The sequence below is a fragment of the Enterococcus sp. AZ128 genome, from assembly GCF_051714485.1.
GTDB lineage: Bacteria > Bacillota > Bacilli > Lactobacillales > Enterococcaceae > Enterococcus_A.
The window spans coordinates 1,308,047-1,327,115 of the sequence record NZ_JBIORZ010000002.1 but is presented as its reverse complement, the minus strand read 5'-3'; the positions used below and the strand labels follow the sequence as shown (position 1 = coordinate 1,327,115).

Sequence of the window (19,069 nt, the reverse complement as noted above, 5' to 3'; positions counted from 1 at the left end):
TCGTTGACCAATGCTTTTTAACTCTTTCGTTCAACTAATTGATAGTACGTTCTAGCTGTTAAGCGATAAACAATAAAATAGAGTATCGCAAAAATGATAGTAACGACTCCTGAAATAATTAAAAACAGCTGCCAGTTTACTAAGCCGAACAGGACAAGTAATTTTCGAATGATCGGAAAAGCAAATGCTAAGTGAATGACAGCGATGATTAATGGGAAAGAGAAAACCAACGATACTTGGCTTCGAATAACCTTCCTGACCTCTTTATGCCCCATCCCTACCTTTTGCAAGATCTCAAATCGTTCCCGGTCGTCCATTCCTTCAGAAATTTGTTTGTAATAGATGATTAAGGCGGTCGCCAGTATAAACGTGGCACCAAATGTGATTCCTAAGAACATAAACCCAGCCGTGATCAATCGATTTTCAGCAACAAAGGTGGTCTTATCATCAAAACTATACTGACCCTCATCTAACTCCTGAGTCAATTGCTCACGTAAAGTTCTAGCAAAATTCAGACGCTGCTCTTCGTTCTTTTTATCAAAGTTGAACAGAAAGCTGTATTTAGGCAGTTTTTCTTTAGAATCAGTATCTTTTGGAAGCCACTCATTTAAACAACGATCGATGACCTCTTGATTCGCCATTACTATGACAAAAGAATCCGTCAATTCGGCCTGTTGATTGATCCCGGGAAATTTATTGATTCGTTTTTTTATGTTAAAGCTTTGATTTTCAATTTTTAATTGGTTTTCTTTGTGTTCTCCGCTAACAGGGTAGAAATAAATTTCATCATCAGCCAACTTTGTTTTTTCATTCGTGTGCTTCTCGTATTCTTGCGCGGTCATAAAGAGCATTAAAACAGCCTTTGAGGATTCCGAACTATAATAATTTTTTAAATCGATATAGTTATACCTACTGCCCTTAGGTGAGAACATGATGCTTTGAGTTGACGTTAAATAAACTTGATCAGAAAGTGGGGTTTGCTTTTCAGCACTAACCTTTTCAATTGTCTTTTTGACCCGCTCTGGATGGGCATTCGTCGAAATTGAAACATCCCGTGGATAACGTGATTGCTCCACATCCTTTTTTCCTAAAAAGAGACTCGCAGTCGTTGCCACCGTGACTAATACCATTGTTGATAGAATACAAATACTCGCTAACCCAGCCGCGTTTTGCTTCATTCGATACATCATACTTGAAACCGAAATAAAGTGATTCGTTTTATAATAGAAGCGTTGATTCTTCTTCAAAAGCTTTAAAAGCGCGATACTCCCAGCGGTAAATAAAAAATAGGTGCCGAAAATCACTAGGATGACTGCTACAAAGAATAGTGATAATGCATTTAAAGGCGAGTCGATCGTAACCGCGATCCAATAAGCGCTGATGATACATATCAGACCAATGATAGCCAAAATCCAACGGGCTTTCGGCTCCTTTTCTCCCTTTTTGCTTCCATGTAAAAGAGCGATCGGATTCGTTCGTCTGATTTGCAGACAGTTGATCAGAAACAGCAGGAAAAAAATTCCGGCAAATAGGAGCGTTACAAATCCCAGACTCATCGGTGAGATTTTAAAGACAAAATCCGTGCCGACCCCAATCATTCGATGCAGCACTAGAAAAGCTAATTTTGATAAAACTAAACCGGTAATCAAACCGCTGAAGATGACTATTAGGAAACTAAAAAATGATTCCCATATCAATAGTTGATAAAGTTCACGCTTCCCCAAGCCTAAAATATTATAGAGTCCCAATTCCTTCTTGCGCTGTTTCAATAAGAAACTATTAGTATAGAAGGAAAAGATCACGGTAAATATCATAATGATAATATGACCCAAGCCAAACATCGCGCTGGCTGAGCCGCCGCCTGGTAAAGCACGCATTCCCTCGTTATTGACAATGATCTGAGTCATCGTATTGATAGCTACAAGAAACAGCATCGATATCAAGAAGGGCAAATATCCGCGATGGTTTTTCTTTAAGTTTGTGAATGCTAATTTTGCATAAAACATCTGCTACGCCTCCTTTGATAGCAAGGCTGTCAATGTCTCGTTGATGGTTTCGAGAAATTCGTAGTTATCCTTGTTGCCACGATACAGTTGATGATAGACCTGCCCATCCTTTATAAAGAGCACACGTTTTGCGTGACTTGCCGCGATCGAACTGTGGGTCACCATTAATATCGTCTGTCCATTATGGTTCAAACGTTGGAAAATTTGCAGCAGCTGTTCAGAGGTTTTGGAATCCAACGCCCCTGTCGGCTCATCCGCTAATAATAGTTCCGGATTCGTAATGATCGCTCGCGCAACAGCTACCCGCTGTTTTTGCCCGCCGGACAATTCATAAGGGTATTTTTCCAATAGTTTTTCGATGCCTAGAGCCTTCACCACCGGTTTGAGCTCGCTCATTAATTGATTGACTGGTGTCCGCGACAACACCAGCGGCAGCAAGATATTATCTTTGACAGAAAAAGTATCGAGCAAATTGAAATCCTGAAAGACAAAGCCTAGATGATCACGTCGGAAGGCGGCGGCGTTATGTTCCTTGATGGTATTCAAATCCATTCCATCTAACAGAATCTTCCCCGCTGAAGGTTTGTCTAAGGTAGCAATCAGATTCAGCAGGGTACTTTTTCCTGACCCTGATTCTCCCATAATCGCTACATAATCGCCCTTTTCAACCGATAGATCGATGCTTCGCAATGCTTCTACAGGCATTCCTTTGAACTGAGTTTGATAAATTTTTTTAATACTTTCCACTTTTAGTAGTTCATTCACGGTGAATTCCCCCTCATTTCTTTTGAAGTAAATTAACGACCATTACTACTGGTCATCCCCTCTACTTCATCATAGAAGCTCTCCTGTAAAAACACTACTTACGAAAATAAATCCAAACTTACAATCATGAAAGTTTGGATTTATTCAAAGGCAGATATTTCTTCTGGAAAGACGATCGTAACCTTCGTCCCTTGTTTTATTTGTGACTCAATATAGAGCTGGCAGCCTAGCTTGCTGGCTGCTTCTTGACTGAGATACAAACCAAGTCCGCTAGCTCGCTGCTGTTCTCGCCCATTCATTCCGGTGTATCCCTTTTCGAAGACTCTTGGTAAATCCTCGGCTCGAATCCCGATCCCGGTATCTTGGATCGTTAACTGATTATCCAAAAAAGAAATACTGATCGTTCCGTTTTCAGTGTATTTAATTGCGTTAAAAATGATCTGCTCCAAAATAAAAATCAACCACTTTTGATCTGAATAAACCACTCCTTCAAGTTCTCCAAACTGCAAGCTCAGATTCTTTTGGGAGAAGAACGTCGCGTATTTTTTCACGACAGACTTTAGGATCTTTTCAATGGATAATTGCTGGAAGACCAAGTCTGCTTGATCTAAGTTTTGGCGCATATAATTCAAGATCATTTGCAGATATTCATTAATTTTGAAGAGTTCATTTTTCATAGTCCGCGGTTCTAGCTGCCCCGATTGGATCAACAAATCCAGTGCCGCGACGGGTGTTTTGATTTGATGCAGCCATAATCCGAAATCATCCAACATATTTTTTTGTTTTTGCAGGAGTTCTTCTTGCTGATCATTCTTGGTTTCCAAAACTAAACGCAGCACTTCTTGATACGTCTGTTCACTCAGGGTCTCCGCTTTCGGTAGAAAAATCAAACTATTTAACTGTAAATCCTTTGTCGCCAAGAGTTCCAATTGCTTTTGCCTGCGAAAAGCGCGATAAAAGGCAATTAGAGAGTATACGACGAGAGCAAACAAAGTAAACAGCCAACCATCCAAAAAAGGTGCGAAGCTAAATTCATAGAGATAGAAGGTCAAAAAGATCAATCCCCAGAAAATCAGATACATGCTGTAGATGATTCGGCGTTCATACAGAAAATTTTTTAGTAGTTTCATCTTTTTTCCTCTATTATATATCCTTTGTTTTTTACCGTTTGAATCAAGCTATCGATTCCAAAATCTTTCAGCTTTTTACGTAAACGTGTTAGATTGACTGCTAGCGTATTGTTATCAATAAAATCGTCGCTTTGCCACAAGGTCTCGATAATTTGCTCTCGGGGAACGATTTGGCCCTGAGTGGCGAACAGAACACTTAAAATTCGTGATTCATTCGGTGTTAGCGGCAGATTATCCGTAGCAGATTGAATTTGATTGGTTGCCGGTACAAATTGATACTCGCCAAAGGAATAAGACAGCTGCTGCCCATACTGATAACTGCGGCGCAGCAATGCCTGGATTTTCGCCAACAAAATAGTCAGCTCAAAGGGCTTCTCGATAAATTCATCCGCCCCCATATTCAAAGCCATCACCTGATTCATCTGATCCTTCGCAGACGAAAGAAAAATGATCGGCACTTCAGAAACCTTCCGGATCTCCTGACACCAATAAAAGCCATTAAAATAAGGTAAAGAAATATCTAAGATCACTAAATCCGGCTGTATCCTTTGAAAGTCCTCAAATACATGCTGAAAATCGTTCGCCACATAACAATCCATCGCCCACTGCGTCAAATGTTGTTGAATGACTGAAACGATCGTTGTGTCATCTTCTACAAGAAAAATTTTATTCGTCATTATAGTTCCTTCTACTTTTTCTTTTAATTATACTAGAAAATCAACAGAATTCGGCAGCTATCTCAGATTAACGAAAAAATTTTCTGAATTCTAAACGAACCAGCTTAAAAAATCTATTCCGTTAAGCGTGGCAAAATAAAAAAAGCCTCCCTTTATTCAGGAAGACTTTGACTGCTAAAATGCGCGATAAACATATTGATTTTTTGGCGCGCTGACGGTTTGTGCGCTGCTAACCTCAACCGCTGGGATCTGCCGATCAAAAGGTTCAAAGAAATCAAGAGTGATCGTTCCTTCAACATGCAGCCATTGATTATTTTTTACCGTGAGATTATCTGGCAGCTTAGTCATCAAACCAAAGACACCGGAATCGGCGACACAATGGATAATACCAAAGCGGAACAGAAAATCATATTTTTGATCCTTCTTGCCAGCTTCGTACACGAATCCATTGAAAGAAATCTTCTTACCGACAAAGGAATTGGGGTAATTGTAAATCAATTCCATCACTTCTAAGTAATTCTCATCAGTGATCTCCAATTTCTGATCTGTCTCATATTTTTTCATCAGCTTCGTCATTTGATCATTATAATCGCTTTTATTGTAATAAATACTCGTATCAGGCTTCAAATATTGCGTGTTCATCTCGGGATCGCCGACGGATTCCTTACTGATGGGAAAACTGAACCCTTTCGCTTCTACGATCGTCGTATCTAAGCTGATCGTTGGAAACAATGTGCCGACAACTAATGGCAGCACCAATAATAAATAAGCAATCCCTCGCTGATAAGGTTTGGTTAGACCGTGATTATGACCATCATGCTGATTATGTTCTTCCGGCTTTTCACTTCCGGCCCAAATTTTCAATTGAACTAACGCCAATACCAGCGACAAGGCCATCGTCAAAAAAATCAGATAGCGATAATGTACATTGATGTACTGATCTAATCTGCCGGACACTTGCAAATACATCATTAATTCAAAATAACCGGATAAAATTAGAAAACGTATCATTGTTCTGCTCCTCATGTATTAATGATTCTCGCGTCATTCTACCAGACTCGCTAAAGCCTGCCATCAGCTGCGAAAAATTGATGTGCTTTTCTATATTACGAATGCATAGATTGTGACGATGACGCTGATTAAAACGATCAACTGTAAAATAAATTTTCCATGGAAACTGCGCTTCATCATCATCAGATTCTTGATATCCACCATTGGACCAAAAACGAGAAAGGCCACAATCGCGTTAGTCCCAAATAGACTTAAGAGCGACGAACCCACAAAAGCATCTGCTTCCGAACAAAGAGACATGGTAAATGCCAAGACTAACATCACTAATATGCCGATAATCTTCGAAGAGGTCAGCTGCAGCATGAATTGCGTAGGAAGAAAGACTTGCATCCCGCTGGCAATCAACGCCCCAATAATTAAATAGCGGCCAGTATCAAAAAACTCATCAATTCCATGAGCTAGGACAGACCAGACCTTTCCGCGGAAAGACGTCTTCTTCTCCGTTTCATGAGAATGGTCGTGATCCGAATGATCATGTAGCTCCTCTTTAAGAATCGGTGACTGATTAAAATAAGCGATCCATGAACCGATGATCAAAGCTACGATAAAACTGCCTAAAGCTCTTAATAGTGCAAATTTTGTGCTGTTTCCAAAAGCGATGTATGTCGAGAATAACACGATCGGATTAATAATCGGTGCAGTAACCATAAAAGCAAACGCCGTGTGCTCCGGCACTCCTTTGCGCATAAATTGTGTAACGATCGGCACGATCCCGCATTCGCAAGAAGGAAAAAAGAAGCCTAAAAAGGAACCGACCAGAATGGCTAAAAATTTATTTTCTGGTAAAATTTTTCGTACGCGTTCCGGTGTGAGGAAAACTTGTAGAGCACCGGAAATGATACAACCTAATAAAACAAATGGAATTGCTTCAATAACGATCGATAAAAAAATAGTACTCATCTGTAAAACAGAATGCGGCAGAAAATTAAACATATGTCTCCTCCCAAAATTTCACTGTTTTAAGATATACTCTTTTTCTTCAAAAGACACAAGAAAATTTCAATTCACAAACTTTTTTTAAGACTTTTTTTATAGTTTTCGATCCAAAACACAAAAAAAGCCCACTCATAATGAGCGGGCTAAGGTTTGCTATTTTACAGCGTCTTTTAATTGTTTACCAGCTTTGAAAGCAGGAGATTTGCTTGCTGCGATGGTGATTTCTTCACCTGTTTGAGGGTTGCGGCCTTTACGAGCAGCACGTTCACGTACTTCAAAGTTACCAAAACCGATAACTTGAACTTTTTCGCCGTCTTTCAATGATGATTGGATGCCTTCAAATAAAGCATCTACAGCTGATGTTGCGTCTTTCTTTGTTAATCCAGTTTTTTCTGCTACTTGTTCAACTAAACTTTGTTTATTGATCATAATGTATAGCCTCCACTATCTTTTTTAATGTATTCCAAAGACAATTCTATTCGTTATTGAAGAGAAAGGCAACCGTTAACGCTCTTTTTCTCTTTTTTCCCTTTTTTCTTTTTTCTTTATTACAAATTAAAAAATAAAAAATTTATCCAAAGTTTTTTTAAATAATTTGTATTTTTCCTTATTAAATTGGTATCTTAGTTTATAACAATTCTTAGTTTCGCTTGTTAAATAACAAAAATAAAGGATAATTAACGTTATCTAGCTTGTTTTACCAGTCTTTGAATATTATATTAAATAAAAAAATATTCAAGGAGCAATTACTTATGAATTTAAGAGGACTAATGAAAAAAGAGACTGTTAGAAGATTACAGGTTATCGAAAAGCTTTATTATACAGAAGAAGATGTCGCCTCTGAAGAATTAATTGAGCTCTTAGGCTGCTCACATCCGGTCTTGCTTAACGACATCAGCTACTTGAATGGGAAAAATCTTCCTTTTCGAATTAACAAGAATAAAGGACGCTATTCCATTGATTTCGAGGATACTGCTACTATGGATGGAATTTACTCCTACGTAATTCGCGAAAATCTAGAATATCAAATCATCGATTATCTCTTTTTTGAAGAAAAAGAAAAAATTCAGAATGCTGCTAAGCGATTAAACTGCAGTTTCTCTAATATGCAGCGTTATTTGGTAGACATTAAGAGTACGTTAGCTGCGTGGGATATGGAAATTCCACATCGACCGCTCCGCCTAGAAGGAGACGAATTGACGATTCGTCATTTTTATTACCTCTTCTTCAAAGAATCACGCACGCCATTTTCAAATTATAAGTTTTCGAATAGTTTAGTGAGTGCCATTGATCAATTGATCCGACAAATTTTGGCGGACAATGAAATCACTAATAACATGACCGTCCATTTTCAATTGATGCATAGTTTTTTGATCGGTTTGCAGCGGTTAAAGTGCGATCATCTGGTAGACAGCCTGTCATCTGAATGCGGCTTGGTTATTCCTGAGATTGATGATCTTTATCGGATAGTCCGGTTAGTCAGACAAGAACTCGGCATCGTTTTTACCGAAGCTGAGTTAAAACAGTGTCTATGGCCACTGTTTAGCCATCACCTGATTTTAAATCGCCGACAACAATCCATTGTTCATAGAGAGAACAGACGACTAGCCAAATTCTATGAAGCACATCATTTCTTGCTGGAAAGAATCAATGACTTGTTGGTTACCCCACTTTCTCAACCAGAGATGGCAGAAACGATGCGGTTACTGGGGAATGAACTATTTCGTTACTATCCGAACAAATGGTCAATTGAGATTTTGCAGGAACCAGATAGATCCCTTTTAAACCTGATTGACAAAAAATATAGTCGCGAATTAAAAAAACTAGAAAAAATTGTAAGTGAATTTTTAATCTATCAACAGCACGAAGCCTTTATCCCGCTCTATATCAGCTGTCTAGTCACTAGAATAGATAATATTTTTCAGCGCTTAGTCGAATCGGACAAACCGATCAGTGTCCTTTTATTGTCAGACACCTCGACAACGCATGAACGGTTTTGGCAGTCCATTTTTCCTGCCTATCTCAAGGGAGCGGTCAAGTATGATTATTTTGAGACACCTTTTATCCACCAAGATCAGCTGACCTATCTAACTCAAGAATACGACTTGATCATCACAGATGTTACTATGACCGGCCTAGTGTCCGTCTGCCCGCTGATCGCGATCAATTCTTATCCTACAGCAAAAGATTTTGATCGAATCCAGCAGTTTATTAACCATTTTGAACCATTTCCATTACGAAAGGAACTATATAATGAACTTACGCCGTCTACTTAAGCGTGATAGTCAACGCCAGCTACAATTAATTGAAACACTCTATTACTCGCAACATCCTCGTTCAAGTGAAGAACTATGCAAAATCGCTGAATGTACGAAACCAGTACTTTTAAGTGATGTTCGCGCCTTAAATACCCAAAGCGACTACTACAAAATTATTCGAGAGAACAGCTTATATCGCTTAGAACTGAAGGATAACGCAACCCTCGATGTTTTTTTCTCGACAATGCTTACTAATTCAGTGGCATTTAGAATTTTAGAGACGATTTTTTTTGAAAATTGCTTCTCTTTAATCGAACTTTCTAAACGATTATTTTGCAGCCTGACTACTGTTCAATCCGCTATGATAAGATTACGAGAGGCTTTAGGGCATTGGAACATGACTATCCAGCGCCAGCCTTTTCGAGTGACAGGAAACGAAACAGCTATTCGTCATTTGTTTTTTCTATATTTCTCTGAAAAGAAGATAACCCGGGATGATCTCCTCTTCTGTCCTGAGTTTTTTCAATTCGGAGATGAGGTCGTTCATTCGATGATCACGAATAATAAATTTGATGTGTCACTGGCACAATACGATCGTTTACGATTGACATTCTTTATTAGTTTGATTCGAATCTCGAATGGTCATCGGTTGTCTTCGCAGTTCTTGAAATCCTCTGTGTTAGTCCCGCCTGACCAGCGCGCAATAAATAATTTTAATCGTTCTTTGCGTAAGGAATTACGAATCTTACTCTCTAACGATGTCATGAAAGACAGCTTCTGGCTGCTTTATTCGGATCTTTTTTTGTTGGGTGAGGAACAAAAGGAGCGCGTGCTGGAAACAAATCACACGGTAGCTTATCATTATGAAACTCATTACGTATTAGCTGAGAGATTGAGTAAGAAGTTGGTCGTACCCTTAAATGAACAGCAAAAGGAACAACTGGCAACTATCCTGATCAATCAACATCTCTTTCACGCAAAAACGAAGGAATTTGTCAGTGTACTGCGAGATCGAAAAAAAGATTGTTTAAGGTTGTTAGATACTTTTCATGCCCACTGTGTCTATCAGCTGCGTAATTTAGTGATCGAATTTACAAAAGACTATCAAATTTTCGGTTCGCCAGAGTTTATTGACAATTACATCTATCAGATTGTGGCTACGATTCCGAGTTGTTTAAATGGGATGAAACAATCGGAGAGTCCGGTCAATCTCTTGGTCGTTTAAGCTGATTCTAAAATGCAGGAAAGTCTGCTGATCGAACTTTTACGTTTTTCTATTAGAGGAAATTACGCGATCCATCAGATTAGTGTGGATCAATTACATAATAAAAGCTATTTAGAGCTTTTCGAAGAACACGATATCGTTATTAGTACTTCTACCTTTGATGTGCCGACATGCAAAACACCCATCATCGCTGTCGAGCTGTGCCCCAGTATCCAATCATTGAATAAAATTCAACAGTTAGTTGATCAGACCGTTCTGGAAAACAATCCTTTTCCTAAAAAAGAAAGAAAGGATGAACTTGAGTAATCACTCAGGTCCATCCTTTCTTTCTTCTAAACGTGCGATCTCTTTATCCATCGAAGCCTTTTCCGCGGTTAAACTATTGATCATCCGCTGATACTTCTCTTTTCCATTTTTCTTGCGAATCACATTCAATTGAAGTGCCGAAAATAGTATGACGATTAAAGAAAGAACAACGATTGCGCCGAAAAGAACGCTTAACTCTACTCTAAAAAGTGTATATAGTAACACGATCAAGCCAACCACAATTTCTAAAATACTGAGTTTAGCTCTGCGTCCCCCACCAAAAATAATTCGTTTTAATGTGGGACCGTGAAGTAATTCTTCATAACGAGTCAAGCGCGCTTCTAAGAAACTGACCTGCTCTTTTAATAAATCGATTCGTTGATTATCTGGCATAATGACCTCGCTCCTTAATATCCTTTTTATATTATCTCTAGTAATCTCCGTTTGCGCAAATATTTTATTTCTTATAATAAAAATAATAATCTTCTTCAACCAGAACACGTCAATAAGAACTTGCTAAGCATAACCGGCTGACTATTAAAATATGTAAAGGATTTCATTTGGTCACAATAATTCATACGCGGTAAATACTTTGCAAATTCTTAGTTGAAATTGTGCTGATTTCCTGTACAATTATTTTGTAAGCGAATCCACTTCGTATACGAATAGTTAAGAAGGAGTGTGTCAAATGATTATTGGAATTCCAAAAGAAATCAAGAACAACGAAAACCGTGTTGCGCTTCCCCCAGCAGGTGTATTTGATCTAACCAATCGCGGTCATCAAGTATTAGTTGAAAAGGATGCTGGTAAAGGTTCAGCCATCTCAGACGAAGAATATGTTGGTGCAGGGGCTAAAATCATCGACAATGCTGCAGATGTTTGGGCAGCTGATATGGTCATGAAAGTTAAGGAGCCGCTTCCAGAAGAATATCAATATTTCCGCAAAGGATTATTATTATTCACTTATTTACACTTGGCTGCCAACAAACCTTTAACAGAGGCATTAGTCAGCAGCGGTGTGAATGCCATTGCTTATGAAAACGTCCAACCGGCAGACAACACATTGCCGTTACTTGCCCCAATGAGCGAGATTGCCGGACGTATGGCCGCGCAAATCGGCGCTAACTATTTAGAACGTGTCAACGGCGGTAAAGGAATCTTGCTATCTGGTGTACCAGGTGTACGTCGCGGGAATGTCGTAGTTATCGGCGGCGGTGTCGTTGGTTTGAACGCCGCAAAATTAGCTTTAGGTTTAGGCGCTAACGTGACCATCTTAGATGTCAGCGTTCCTCGCCTGAAAGAATTGGATATCATCTTCGGTAATAGCGTACAAACAATGATGTCTAACAGCTTCAATATTCAGGAAAGTCTGAAGACTGCTGATTTAGTAATCGGCGCTGTCTTGATCCCAGGACACAAAGCTCCGACATTAGTTACGAGAGAAATGGTTGCTACGATTCCTGATCATTCAGTAATCGTCGACGTAGCCATCGACCAAGGCGGGATCTTTGAAACAGAAGATCGCGTAACAACTCACGATGAACCAACCTATGTCAAAGAAGGCGTCGTTCACTATGCTGTAGCAAATATGCCTGGTGCTGTTCCGCAAACTGCGACGCACGCATTAAGCAATAGTACAATGGCCTATGCAAACTTGTTAGCGAACAAGCCTCTAGAAGAATTATTGAAGGATAACTTGGCGCTTCGCCGCGGAGTTAACACTTACAACGGCAAGCTTACGATCGAAGCAGTAGCCAAAGATTTATCGATGGATTACACTCCGATCGACGGATTGTTGGATGAAGAATTAATGATGAATTCTTAAAAACAGGAAGAACCTGTCAGCGTCTGCTGGCAGGTTTTTTTGTTATAATAAAATGAATTCTTTTACTATAGGAGGTCTATCATGATTTTTTCTGAGTTTCCCTACGAGCGTCCTGATCTAACGCAATACGAATCCACCTTCAAGGCGGCGAATCAGCGGTTTTCTGAAGCTGACGATTATTCTAAAGCCCAGCAAGCCTTGAAAGAACTAAATCATTTGCGCAGCAACATGTCCAAAAATATGAAATTGGCCTATATCCGCTATTCAGTCGATACTAGTAATCAGTTTTATAGCAAGGAAAATGATTTTTGGGATCACCATGAGCCTTTGGTCAGTCAAATTCATAATCACTTTTACCAAAGCTTGCTGTCCTCCCCTTTTCGAACGCAATTAGAGGAGGCATTTCCAGAAACGCTATTTCTTTTCGCGGAGGACCAGTTGCGGCTTTTAGATGATTCTGTCATTGAGTTGAAGCAACAGGAAAACGAGGTCGTTAGTCAGTATACTCTACTGATTGCTTCGGCGGAAATCGAATTTGACGGAAAGAAACGAACCCTCCCTGAATTGAGCGCCTTTTTTACTGAACCAGATCGTGAAATCCGCAAAGCAGCACAGAAAGCGTACGAGGCTTTTTTCACTGCACACGAACAAGAATTTGATACGATCTATGATCAGTTGGTAAGTATTCGCCATCAGCAAGCGCAGAAATTGGGTTTTGACAATTATGTTGAATACGGCGATCGTCTAATGAATCGTTGGGGCTATAATCGGCAGCAGTTGCAGGAATTCCGCCGTTTCATCGTGGAAAAGGTCGTACCGATTAACCAAAAGCTTTATCACCGGCAAAAGGAGCGATTAACGATCGAAACATTGATGCATTACGATCTGCCGCTGGTTTTTCCAACGGGAAATCCCCGTCCACAGGGCTCCGCTGACGAGTTGATCCAAAAAGCCCAGGCCATGTACCATGACTTGTCCGAAGAGACCGGTGCATTCTTCGACCAGATGGAGCAGCAAGAATTACTAGACCTTACCAGCCGTCCAGGCAAACAAAGCGGCGGGTATTGTGAATTCATCGATGAAGTTCAAATGCCTTTTATCTTCGCCAATTTCAATGGAACTTCTGATGATGTTGATGTTTTGACTCACGAAACAGGCCACGCCTTCCAAAGCTATTTGTCGCGCTGGATCGAGGAACCGGAGCTAGTTTTTCCAACCTCTGATACTGCCGAAATCCATTCCATGAGTATGGAATTTTTGACCTGGCCTTGGATGGACAAATTTTTCGGTCCAGATAGTGAAGAATATAAATTTGCTCATTTAAGCAGCGCATTGCAATTTCTACCATACGGTGCTCTGGTCGACCATTACCAAGAAGAAGTGTATCTCCATCCTGAGTGGTCGCCTGCAGAGCGGAAAAATCGTTGGCGCGAACTGGAAAAAATGTATTGTCCAGAACGGAATTATCAAGAATCTGAAGCTTTATCCCGCGGCATTTATTGGTACCGACAAGGACACATTTTTGAAGTCCCCTTCTATTACATTGACTACACCTTAGCACAGGTTTGTGCCTTGCAATTTTGGGAACGCCGGATTATCGAAGAAGATCCAACGACTTGGACTGATTATTTGGCAATTTGCCGGGTTGGCGGCAGTCGAACCTTTTTGGAGACGGTAAAGTTAGGACAGCTCGCCTCCCCCTTTGATCGGGAAAGAATGACCAAATTATTAACTGCAGTCGATCATTATTTAGCTGAATTCCCTGAAAGTAAACTAGGATAAACGAAAGAAGGTGTGACAAAAAATCCTGTCACACCTTCTTTTACTATAATTTTTTCTTATTTAAAAACAACGCGGTGGAAAGCAAGGTGCATGCACCGCCGATGATCGTCAGGATTGAACTGTTTTGCTCGTTAGTACTTGGCAGCTCCGCTTGTTTCAGTTTTGCCATTGGGATTTGTTTTGTCTGAATGCTTTGCTGCGACACCTCTTCTTGTGTAGTTCGATTCATTTTGATCGTTTCTATTGCGATCCGCTGATTCAGCGTTTCAGTTGTATTCCCCACAGTATCTTCTGGTGTCGGCTCATCAGGCATTTCGACATCGATAGGAATCGTGGGATCAACGCCTCCCAAAATCCCATCCATCGCGAAAGGCAGTTTGAAGGAATAATTGAAAACTGCATCTGTTTCATACTCCTGATTATAACGGACATCAAAATTCGACACGTTCTTATACGTGTAGGTCAGCCAATAGCGCATATCAAAATGGTTGGTATTGTAATTATTGATCTCACCAATCTTGATGTAGTCATTGTGGACCTTATAGAAAAGCTGATTGTTTTTTGTCACATAGAAATTTTGAATATTATTGTTGTTGAAGAGATCGATGCTTTGTTCAAAATCAATATCTGTGAAATTGAAAAAGCCGGATACCTTTACTGGACTAGCGGTCAGATTATCCAAGAAGGCATAATTCAACAGCACATCTCTGATCCCTCTCATAGTGATGCCGTTCTCCTTATTGATATACAGAACCTGTCTTCCTGCTAAAGCAGTCCAGCCCTTGACGGTGATCCGCATATCGATCACTTTTCCTTTGTAAGTTCCGACATTCTTATAAGTAACGGTGAGCGTATTCGGTTTTTCCGTATCTAGATCAAATACATAGGAATAGCCGTCGCTTGTGTAATTTTTTGTACCGCCGATCACGATATCTTTCACATTCGAAAAATTCGGCATAAACTCATAATCATCAGGAATCTTGGTGTTTTCATCAGTGATCGCTTTGTTGTGCTCTACGATTTTCCCGTCATTCTCATTCTTTAGTGCTGTTTTAACCGTTCTGGTATGGGGGTCTTCGATCGACATTTCAGTCTCAGCTAATTCCTCTGTTTTTAATTCTTCTTGTTTCTCGGCTTCAATCGGTTCTTGTTCGTCGCGCGTTCGAGATGCTTCAGTTGATGCTTCAGCAACACTGTCTCCTATCAGCTCTGCGCTTGATTCACCGGGAAGCGTGGTTTCTTCTGCACTTTCCAATACTTCAGATTCTAACGCGCTCTCTGACTCTGATGCATTCGCCTCGGCTATCTCGGCGTCACTCTTCGGTTCCTCAATCTGAGTCTCCGTTGTTTCCACTACAGGTGGTGGTTGAACATCGTTTGAGCTCTCTACTAATTCTGTCGTAACATTATTTGCGGGCGTTTCCGATACCTCATCAGCCCAAGTATAGCTTGGCACCAATGAGAATCCTAAAATTGCCGCTGAAAATAAACAAACACTTCTTCGCGCCATAAAACAACCTCCTTTATTACAAATACTAAAAATTATTATATCATTTATTATTATTTAGCGGGAGAATATTTTAAATAGGAATCATATATTTCTAATAATTGTTAATTCGTTAATTTGTTTTTTTGTCAAAAAATAAAAAGGAGTCCTTAGTATTTTCCAAGGACTCCTTTTATCTCTATACTTTTTTCTTGTTTAAAAATAGTGCGCTGAGCAGGAACAAGCACGTGGCACCTAAAATCGTGAAGATCGAACTGCTTCGATCATTCGTTTGAGGTAAAACAGATTGCTTCAAAGGCTCCGCTTCTTTGACTTCTGCTTTTGCGACTTCAACGGTTTCAACTTTCTCCGCCTTTGCAGCAACATTGACTACTGTTGGTTCCGTTTTTGCGTCAGGCTCAGGAGCTTTGATTTCTTCTTGCGGGACCTCTTTTGCTGGTGTTTCCTCAATAATATCCGGATCTTTGGGGTCAGGATTTACGGGCGTTTCCTCAATTACGATCGGCGCCTGATACGTATAATTAAAAACAGCTCCAGATTCATAGTCTTGGTTGTAGCGGACATCAAAATTCGACACATTCTTATAGGTGTACGTCAACCAGTGATCCATGTCGGAATTATTAGTTCTCTTTCGGTTGATTTCACCGATCCGAATATAGCCGTTGCGAGTCTTAAAATATAGCTCATTATTCTTCGTTACATAGTAATTTTGCACATTGTTCGAATTGAACAGATCAATACTTTGCTGCAAATCGATGTCAGTAAAATTAAAGAAACCTGACACATTTACCGCGTGAGAGCTTAGATTATCCAGAAATGTGTAATTCAAACGAACATCGCCGATTCCATTCATAGTGATTCCATTTGTTTTGTGGATAGAAAGCTGCGGACTGTAAACACTACCGGATAACACTGTCCAATCCTTGACTGTTACTTTCATATCGATCACTTTGCCATTATAAGTGCCGACATTTTTGTAGATCACAGTAATCGAGCCTGCCGATTCTTTCTTTAAATCGAAAGAAAATGAACTGGCCGACTCCTTGTACCCGGCACTGGAGTTTATTACGATACCATCAAGCTGATCAAAATTCGGCATGAAATTGTATTCAGCTGGAATCTTGGCTTTCTCGTCGGTAATCGCCTTTTCATGATCAACGATTTTTCCATCATTGTCCTCTTTCAATATTGGAACTGATGCGCGTGCAGCTTTTTGCTGTGTTGTTGCTGCTGCCTCCGTCCTAACCGCGGTTTCCGCATTTGCAGTATTTTCAGCTGCGGCTGCAGTCGGAAGCATCGCTGCAGCTTCTGCGACCTCTGGACTTTCCGATGTCACGGCTTCCGCAACTTCTGTTTGTTCTGGAACAGCGGCCGGCTCCTCTACTTGCGCCTCAGCGTTCGGTTCCGCCACCTCTACCGGATCTTCTGCGACGCTGACAGGGCTTTCAATTAATTCTGTCGTCACTGTAGGCATCGTCGCTGCCTCCGTGGTCTCATCTGCCCAAGCATTGCTCGGCACTAGCGACAACCCTAAGATCGCTACCGAAAACAAATAAACACTTTTTCTAAACATACTTCATCCTCCTTTTTCAATATCGTTTATTATTATAACATACTAAACTATTAATCGTTGTCCTTTTTTCCATTAGAAATTCTAACTGAAAACTCACTATATTAGGGTTATTCAACAATTTATTTATAAATTAATAAACTATAAAAAGAATTGTAAAATAACATTAAAGAAAAATTAACCCAACAAATAAATCGCATTCGTCTAAAAATAATTTTTTAACTTTTTAACAAAAAAAGGAGAAAGAAAACTTCATGATTTTTGAAAAAGGGTTGCGTGCTTCCCCCATTGAATGACAGTAATCTTTCATGTGTTAAAACCCAAACATTTCATTTGCGATATTTATATCAATCAATTTCAGATACAAAAAAGGGCCCTCACTTGGAGGAACCCTTGTTATTTCGGAATGACCATCATGCGATCGTCACGCATTCCATGGATCGCGATTGGTCGTTGATAAAAATCATTCAATACATTTTCATTGAGCAGCTCGTCTCTTTTGCCTTGTCTAAAAATTTTCCCATCACGAATCATCAGTACGTGATTAAGTAACGGCAAGATTTCTTCGGTATGATGAGTCACATACAGCAAGCTTGGCGCGTCCGCCGCTTGTTTCATCTTCTGAATGCGAGCCAATAGATCTTCTCGAGCAAATAGATCAAGACCGTTGCAGGGCTCGTCTAGGATCAACAGCTCGGGTTTTGCCATCAGAGCTCGGGCAATCAAAACAATTTGCTTTTCACCCTGTGACAATACTTGATACGCTTTTCCGATCAGTTTCTTGGCCCCTAGTGACGTTAACAGCGCCTTCGCTTCATCCAGCTCAGCTTCTGTAAATTGTTGATAGATACCGATACTGGCAAATTTTCCTGATAAGACGATGTATTCCGCTTGCTCCTCACGATGGATTCGTTCCTGCAGCGACTGGCTCACCCAGCCGATCCGCTTAGTCAAGTCGGGAATCGACGTTCGCCCAAACACTTCGCCTAAAACCGTTAATTTGCCGCTGGTGGGCCACAAGTTGCCTGAGATCATATTCAGCATCAAACTCTTTCCCGCGCCGTTCAACCCCAATACCGCCCAGTCTTCCCCCGCAGCGATCCGCCAATTGATATCCTTTAGCAGCGCGTTCTGTTGCCGAATAAACTGAACCTGTTCAAAAGCTAGAATCTCCATACCTTCTCCTCCATATTCTTCCCTTTTAACAATATTATCAAAATCTCACAGAAAAGATACGGGAAATGATATAATTTTAGCAAATGTCTTTGAAGGGAGTTTTACCTATGAACTACGAATTATCAGAAAGTACCTTTGCCCCAATCGCGAAGGTTCACTTACAAAGAGGAGAAAAATTACGGCTTGAACCAGGCGCGATGGTTTATGAGCTGGGAGATATCGAACTAGAAGGACAAATGAATACCAACGGGAAGAAAGGACTTGGCGGCGCATTGAGTGCTTTGGGCCGTTCAGTGACTAGCGGCGAAAGCTTTTTTATCAGCACCGCTACCGCTCATTCCGACGACGCAATGATCGCGATCGCCCCTGCTGTGCCGGGAAAAATTTTTGCCTTAGATGTCGGTGCAGAACATTGGCGCTTAAATACCGGCGCCTTTCTTGCTAGTGAAGAGAATGTGAGCTATCAAATGAAACGTCAAAAACTTTCTGGTGCTTTATTGGGTGGAACTGGCGGATTATTTGTTATGGAAACGACTGGTAGCGGTCAAATATTGGTCTCCGCCTTTGGCGACATCGAAAAAATCGAGGTCGATGGACAGCATCCTGTCATTATCGACAACCAGCACGTAATCGCTTGGACAAGTTCATTGGATTACAACATTCGTGTCGCCTCCGGAACGTTCGGTTTCAAAACTGGCGAAGGTGTCGTCAACGAATTTCACGGACGCGGTTCGGTCTATATCCAAACCCGCAACCTAGAAAGTTTCGCTGAACATATCAATACCTTTATCCCTAAATCTTAAAGATTGTCCGACAGGATTGTAACTAGGAGAAA

Annotated in this window: 17 protein-coding genes; 6 read left to right on the top strand and 11 right to left on the bottom strand. The window is 40.4% G+C overall.

The genetic code is table 11. The features are described 5' to 3' along the window. Nucleotides 1–17: 17 nt before the first annotated feature. The 7 genes from IGI38_RS18100 to IGI38_RS18070 all read right to left on the bottom strand — a co-directional run bounded on the left by IGI38_RS18100 (nt 18) and on the right by IGI38_RS18070 (nt 7,014). Nucleotides 18–2,006, bottom strand: a complete 1,989-nt coding sequence (locus tag IGI38_RS18100) for an FtsX-like permease family protein (protein WP_438733136.1) — start codon at nt 2,004–2,006, stop codon at nt 18–20. Between the two features lie 3 nt (nt 2,007–2,009). Next, nucleotides 2,010–2,771, bottom strand: a complete 762-nt coding sequence (locus IGI38_RS18095; RefSeq protein ID WP_438733134.1) for an ABC transporter ATP-binding protein — start codon at nt 2,769–2,771, stop codon at nt 2,010–2,012. A gap of 140 nt (nt 2,772–2,911) precedes the next feature. Further along, nucleotides 2,912–3,901 carry a sensor histidine kinase gene (locus IGI38_RS18090; protein WP_438733132.1) on the bottom strand — a complete coding sequence of 330 codons (990 nt, stop codon included), beginning with the start codon at nt 3,899–3,901 and terminating at the stop codon, nt 2,912–2,914. Next, the gene (locus IGI38_RS18085; RefSeq protein ID WP_438733130.1) at nt 3,898–4,578 is read right to left on the bottom strand and encodes a response regulator transcription factor; all 681 of its coding nucleotides are present in this window, start codon (nt 4,576–4,578) and stop codon (nt 3,898–3,900) included. Before IGI38_RS18085 ends, IGI38_RS18090 begins: the two co-directional genes overlap by 4 nt. 174 nt (nt 4,579–4,752) lie before the next feature. Then, nucleotides 4,753–5,589 (bottom strand): TIGR03943 family putative permease subunit, encoded by an 837-nt coding sequence (locus tag IGI38_RS18080; RefSeq protein WP_438733128.1) that lies wholly within the window; start codon nt 5,587–5,589, stop codon nt 4,753–4,755. Between the two features lie 90 nt (nt 5,590–5,679). Beyond that, nucleotides 5,680–6,582, bottom strand: coding sequence for a permease (locus tag IGI38_RS18075; RefSeq protein ID WP_438733126.1), 903 nt, complete (start codon nt 6,580–6,582; stop codon nt 5,680–5,682). 156 nt (nt 6,583–6,738) lie between these two features. Continuing rightward, a complete protein-coding gene (locus tag IGI38_RS18070; RefSeq protein ID WP_438733124.1) occupies nt 6,739–7,014 on the bottom strand; it encodes an HU family DNA-binding protein in 276 nt (91 codons plus the stop codon). Nucleotides 7,015–7,337: 323 nt separating this feature from the next. Here IGI38_RS18070 and IGI38_RS18065 point away from each other — a divergent pair, with 323 nt between their 5' ends. Genes IGI38_RS18065 through IGI38_RS18055 form a run of 3 tightly spaced genes read left to right on the top strand, consistent with a single transcriptional unit; the run spans nt 7,338 to nt 10,374 of the window. After that, nucleotides 7,338–8,861 (top strand): helix-turn-helix domain-containing protein, encoded by a 1,524-nt coding sequence (locus tag IGI38_RS18065; protein WP_438733123.1) that lies wholly within the window; start codon nt 7,338–7,340, stop codon nt 8,859–8,861. Beyond that, complete coding sequence (locus IGI38_RS18060) at nt 8,839–10,068, top strand: helix-turn-helix domain-containing protein (protein WP_438733122.1); 1,230 nt, start codon at nt 8,839–8,841, stop codon at nt 10,066–10,068. The genes IGI38_RS18065 and IGI38_RS18060 overlap by 23 nt, the downstream gene beginning before the upstream one ends. A 12-nt stretch (nt 10,069–10,080) precedes the next feature. After that, entirely contained in the window at nt 10,081–10,374 is a 294-nt protein-coding gene (locus tag IGI38_RS18055; protein ID WP_438733121.1) for a hypothetical protein, read from the top strand. On the opposite strand, the gene IGI38_RS18050 is transcribed toward IGI38_RS18055, so the two are convergent. Beyond that, a complete protein-coding gene (locus IGI38_RS18050) occupies nt 10,375–10,767 on the bottom strand; it encodes a hypothetical protein (RefSeq protein WP_438733120.1) in 393 nt (130 codons plus the stop codon). 295 nt (nt 10,768–11,062) lie between these two features. On the opposite strand from IGI38_RS18050, the gene ald reads away from it, so the two are divergent. Next, entirely contained in the window at nt 11,063–12,199 is a 1,137-nt protein-coding gene (gene ald, locus IGI38_RS18045) for an alanine dehydrogenase (protein ID WP_438733119.1), read from the top strand. Nucleotides 12,200–12,280: 81 nt separating this feature from the next. After that, nucleotides 12,281–13,981, top strand: coding sequence for a M3 family oligoendopeptidase (locus IGI38_RS18040; protein WP_438733117.1), 1,701 nt, complete (start codon nt 12,281–12,283; stop codon nt 13,979–13,981). 43 nt (nt 13,982–14,024) lie between these two features. On the opposite strand, the gene IGI38_RS18035 is transcribed toward IGI38_RS18040, so the two are convergent. The 3 genes from IGI38_RS18035 to IGI38_RS18025 all read right to left on the bottom strand — a co-directional run bounded on the left by IGI38_RS18035 (nt 14,025) and on the right by IGI38_RS18025 (nt 18,234). Continuing rightward, complete coding sequence (locus tag IGI38_RS18035; protein ID WP_438733115.1) at nt 14,025–15,491, bottom strand: LPXTG cell wall anchor domain-containing protein; 1,467 nt, start codon at nt 15,489–15,491, stop codon at nt 14,025–14,027. A 175-nt stretch (nt 15,492–15,666) separates the two neighbouring features. Continuing rightward, nucleotides 15,667–17,061, bottom strand: coding sequence for an LPXTG cell wall anchor domain-containing protein (locus IGI38_RS18030; protein ID WP_438733113.1), 1,395 nt, complete (start codon nt 17,059–17,061; stop codon nt 15,667–15,669). 393 nt (nt 17,062–17,454) lie between these two features. Continuing rightward, on the bottom strand, nt 17,455–18,234 hold the full coding sequence (locus IGI38_RS18025; protein WP_438733111.1) for an ABC transporter ATP-binding protein: 780 nt from the start codon (nt 18,232–18,234) through the stop codon (nt 17,455–17,457). 107 nt (nt 18,235–18,341) lie between these two features. Here IGI38_RS18025 and IGI38_RS18020 point away from each other — a divergent pair, with 107 nt between their 5' ends. Continuing rightward, nucleotides 18,342–19,037, top strand: coding sequence for a TIGR00266 family protein (locus IGI38_RS18020; protein ID WP_438733109.1), 696 nt, complete (start codon nt 18,342–18,344; stop codon nt 19,035–19,037). Nucleotides 19,038–19,069: the final 32 nt, after the last annotated feature.

Excerpts from the sequence above, each read along its gene's own strand:
- IGI38_RS18100 (WP_438733136.1), bottom strand. The coding sequence starts at position 2,006 with ATGTTTTATGCAAAATTAGCATTCACAAACTTAAAGAAAAACCATCGC.
- IGI38_RS18090 (WP_438733132.1), bottom strand. The coding sequence starts at position 3,901 with ATGAAACTACTAAAAAATTTTCTGTATGAACGCCGAATCATCTACAGC.
- IGI38_RS18085 (WP_438733130.1), bottom strand. The coding sequence starts at position 4,578 with ATGACGAATAAAATTTTTCTTGTAGAAGATGACACAACGATCGTTTCA.
- IGI38_RS18080 (WP_438733128.1), bottom strand. The coding sequence starts at position 5,589 with ATGATACGTTTTCTAATTTTATCCGGTTATTTTGAATTAATGATGTAT.
- IGI38_RS18075 (WP_438733126.1), bottom strand. The coding sequence starts at position 6,582 with ATGTTTAATTTTCTGCCGCATTCTGTTTTACAGATGAGTACTATTTTT.
- IGI38_RS18070 (WP_438733124.1), bottom strand. The coding sequence starts at position 7,014 with ATGATCAATAAACAAAGTTTAGTTGAACAAGTAGCAGAAAAAACTGGA.
- IGI38_RS18065 (WP_438733123.1), top strand. The coding sequence starts at position 7,338 with ATGAATTTAAGAGGACTAATGAAAAAAGAGACTGTTAGAAGATTACAG.
- IGI38_RS18060 (WP_438733122.1), top strand. The coding sequence starts at position 8,839 with ATGAACTTACGCCGTCTACTTAAGCGTGATAGTCAACGCCAGCTACAA.
- IGI38_RS18055 (WP_438733121.1), top strand. The coding sequence starts at position 10,081 with ATGCAGGAAAGTCTGCTGATCGAACTTTTACGTTTTTCTATTAGAGGA.
- IGI38_RS18050 (WP_438733120.1), bottom strand. The coding sequence starts at position 10,767 with ATGCCAGATAATCAACGAATCGATTTATTAAAAGAGCAGGTCAGTTTC.
- ald (WP_438733119.1), top strand. The coding sequence starts at position 11,063 with ATGATTATTGGAATTCCAAAAGAAATCAAGAACAACGAAAACCGTGTT.
- IGI38_RS18040 (WP_438733117.1), top strand. The coding sequence starts at position 12,281 with ATGATTTTTTCTGAGTTTCCCTACGAGCGTCCTGATCTAACGCAATAC.
- IGI38_RS18035 (WP_438733115.1), bottom strand. The coding sequence starts at position 15,491 with ATGGCGCGAAGAAGTGTTTGTTTATTTTCAGCGGCAATTTTAGGATTC.
- IGI38_RS18030 (WP_438733113.1), bottom strand. The coding sequence starts at position 17,061 with ATGTTTAGAAAAAGTGTTTATTTGTTTTCGGTAGCGATCTTAGGGTTG.
- IGI38_RS18025 (WP_438733111.1), bottom strand. The coding sequence starts at position 18,234 with ATGGAGATTCTAGCTTTTGAACAGGTTCAGTTTATTCGGCAACAGAAC.
- IGI38_RS18020 (WP_438733109.1), top strand. The coding sequence starts at position 18,342 with ATGAACTACGAATTATCAGAAAGTACCTTTGCCCCAATCGCGAAGGTT.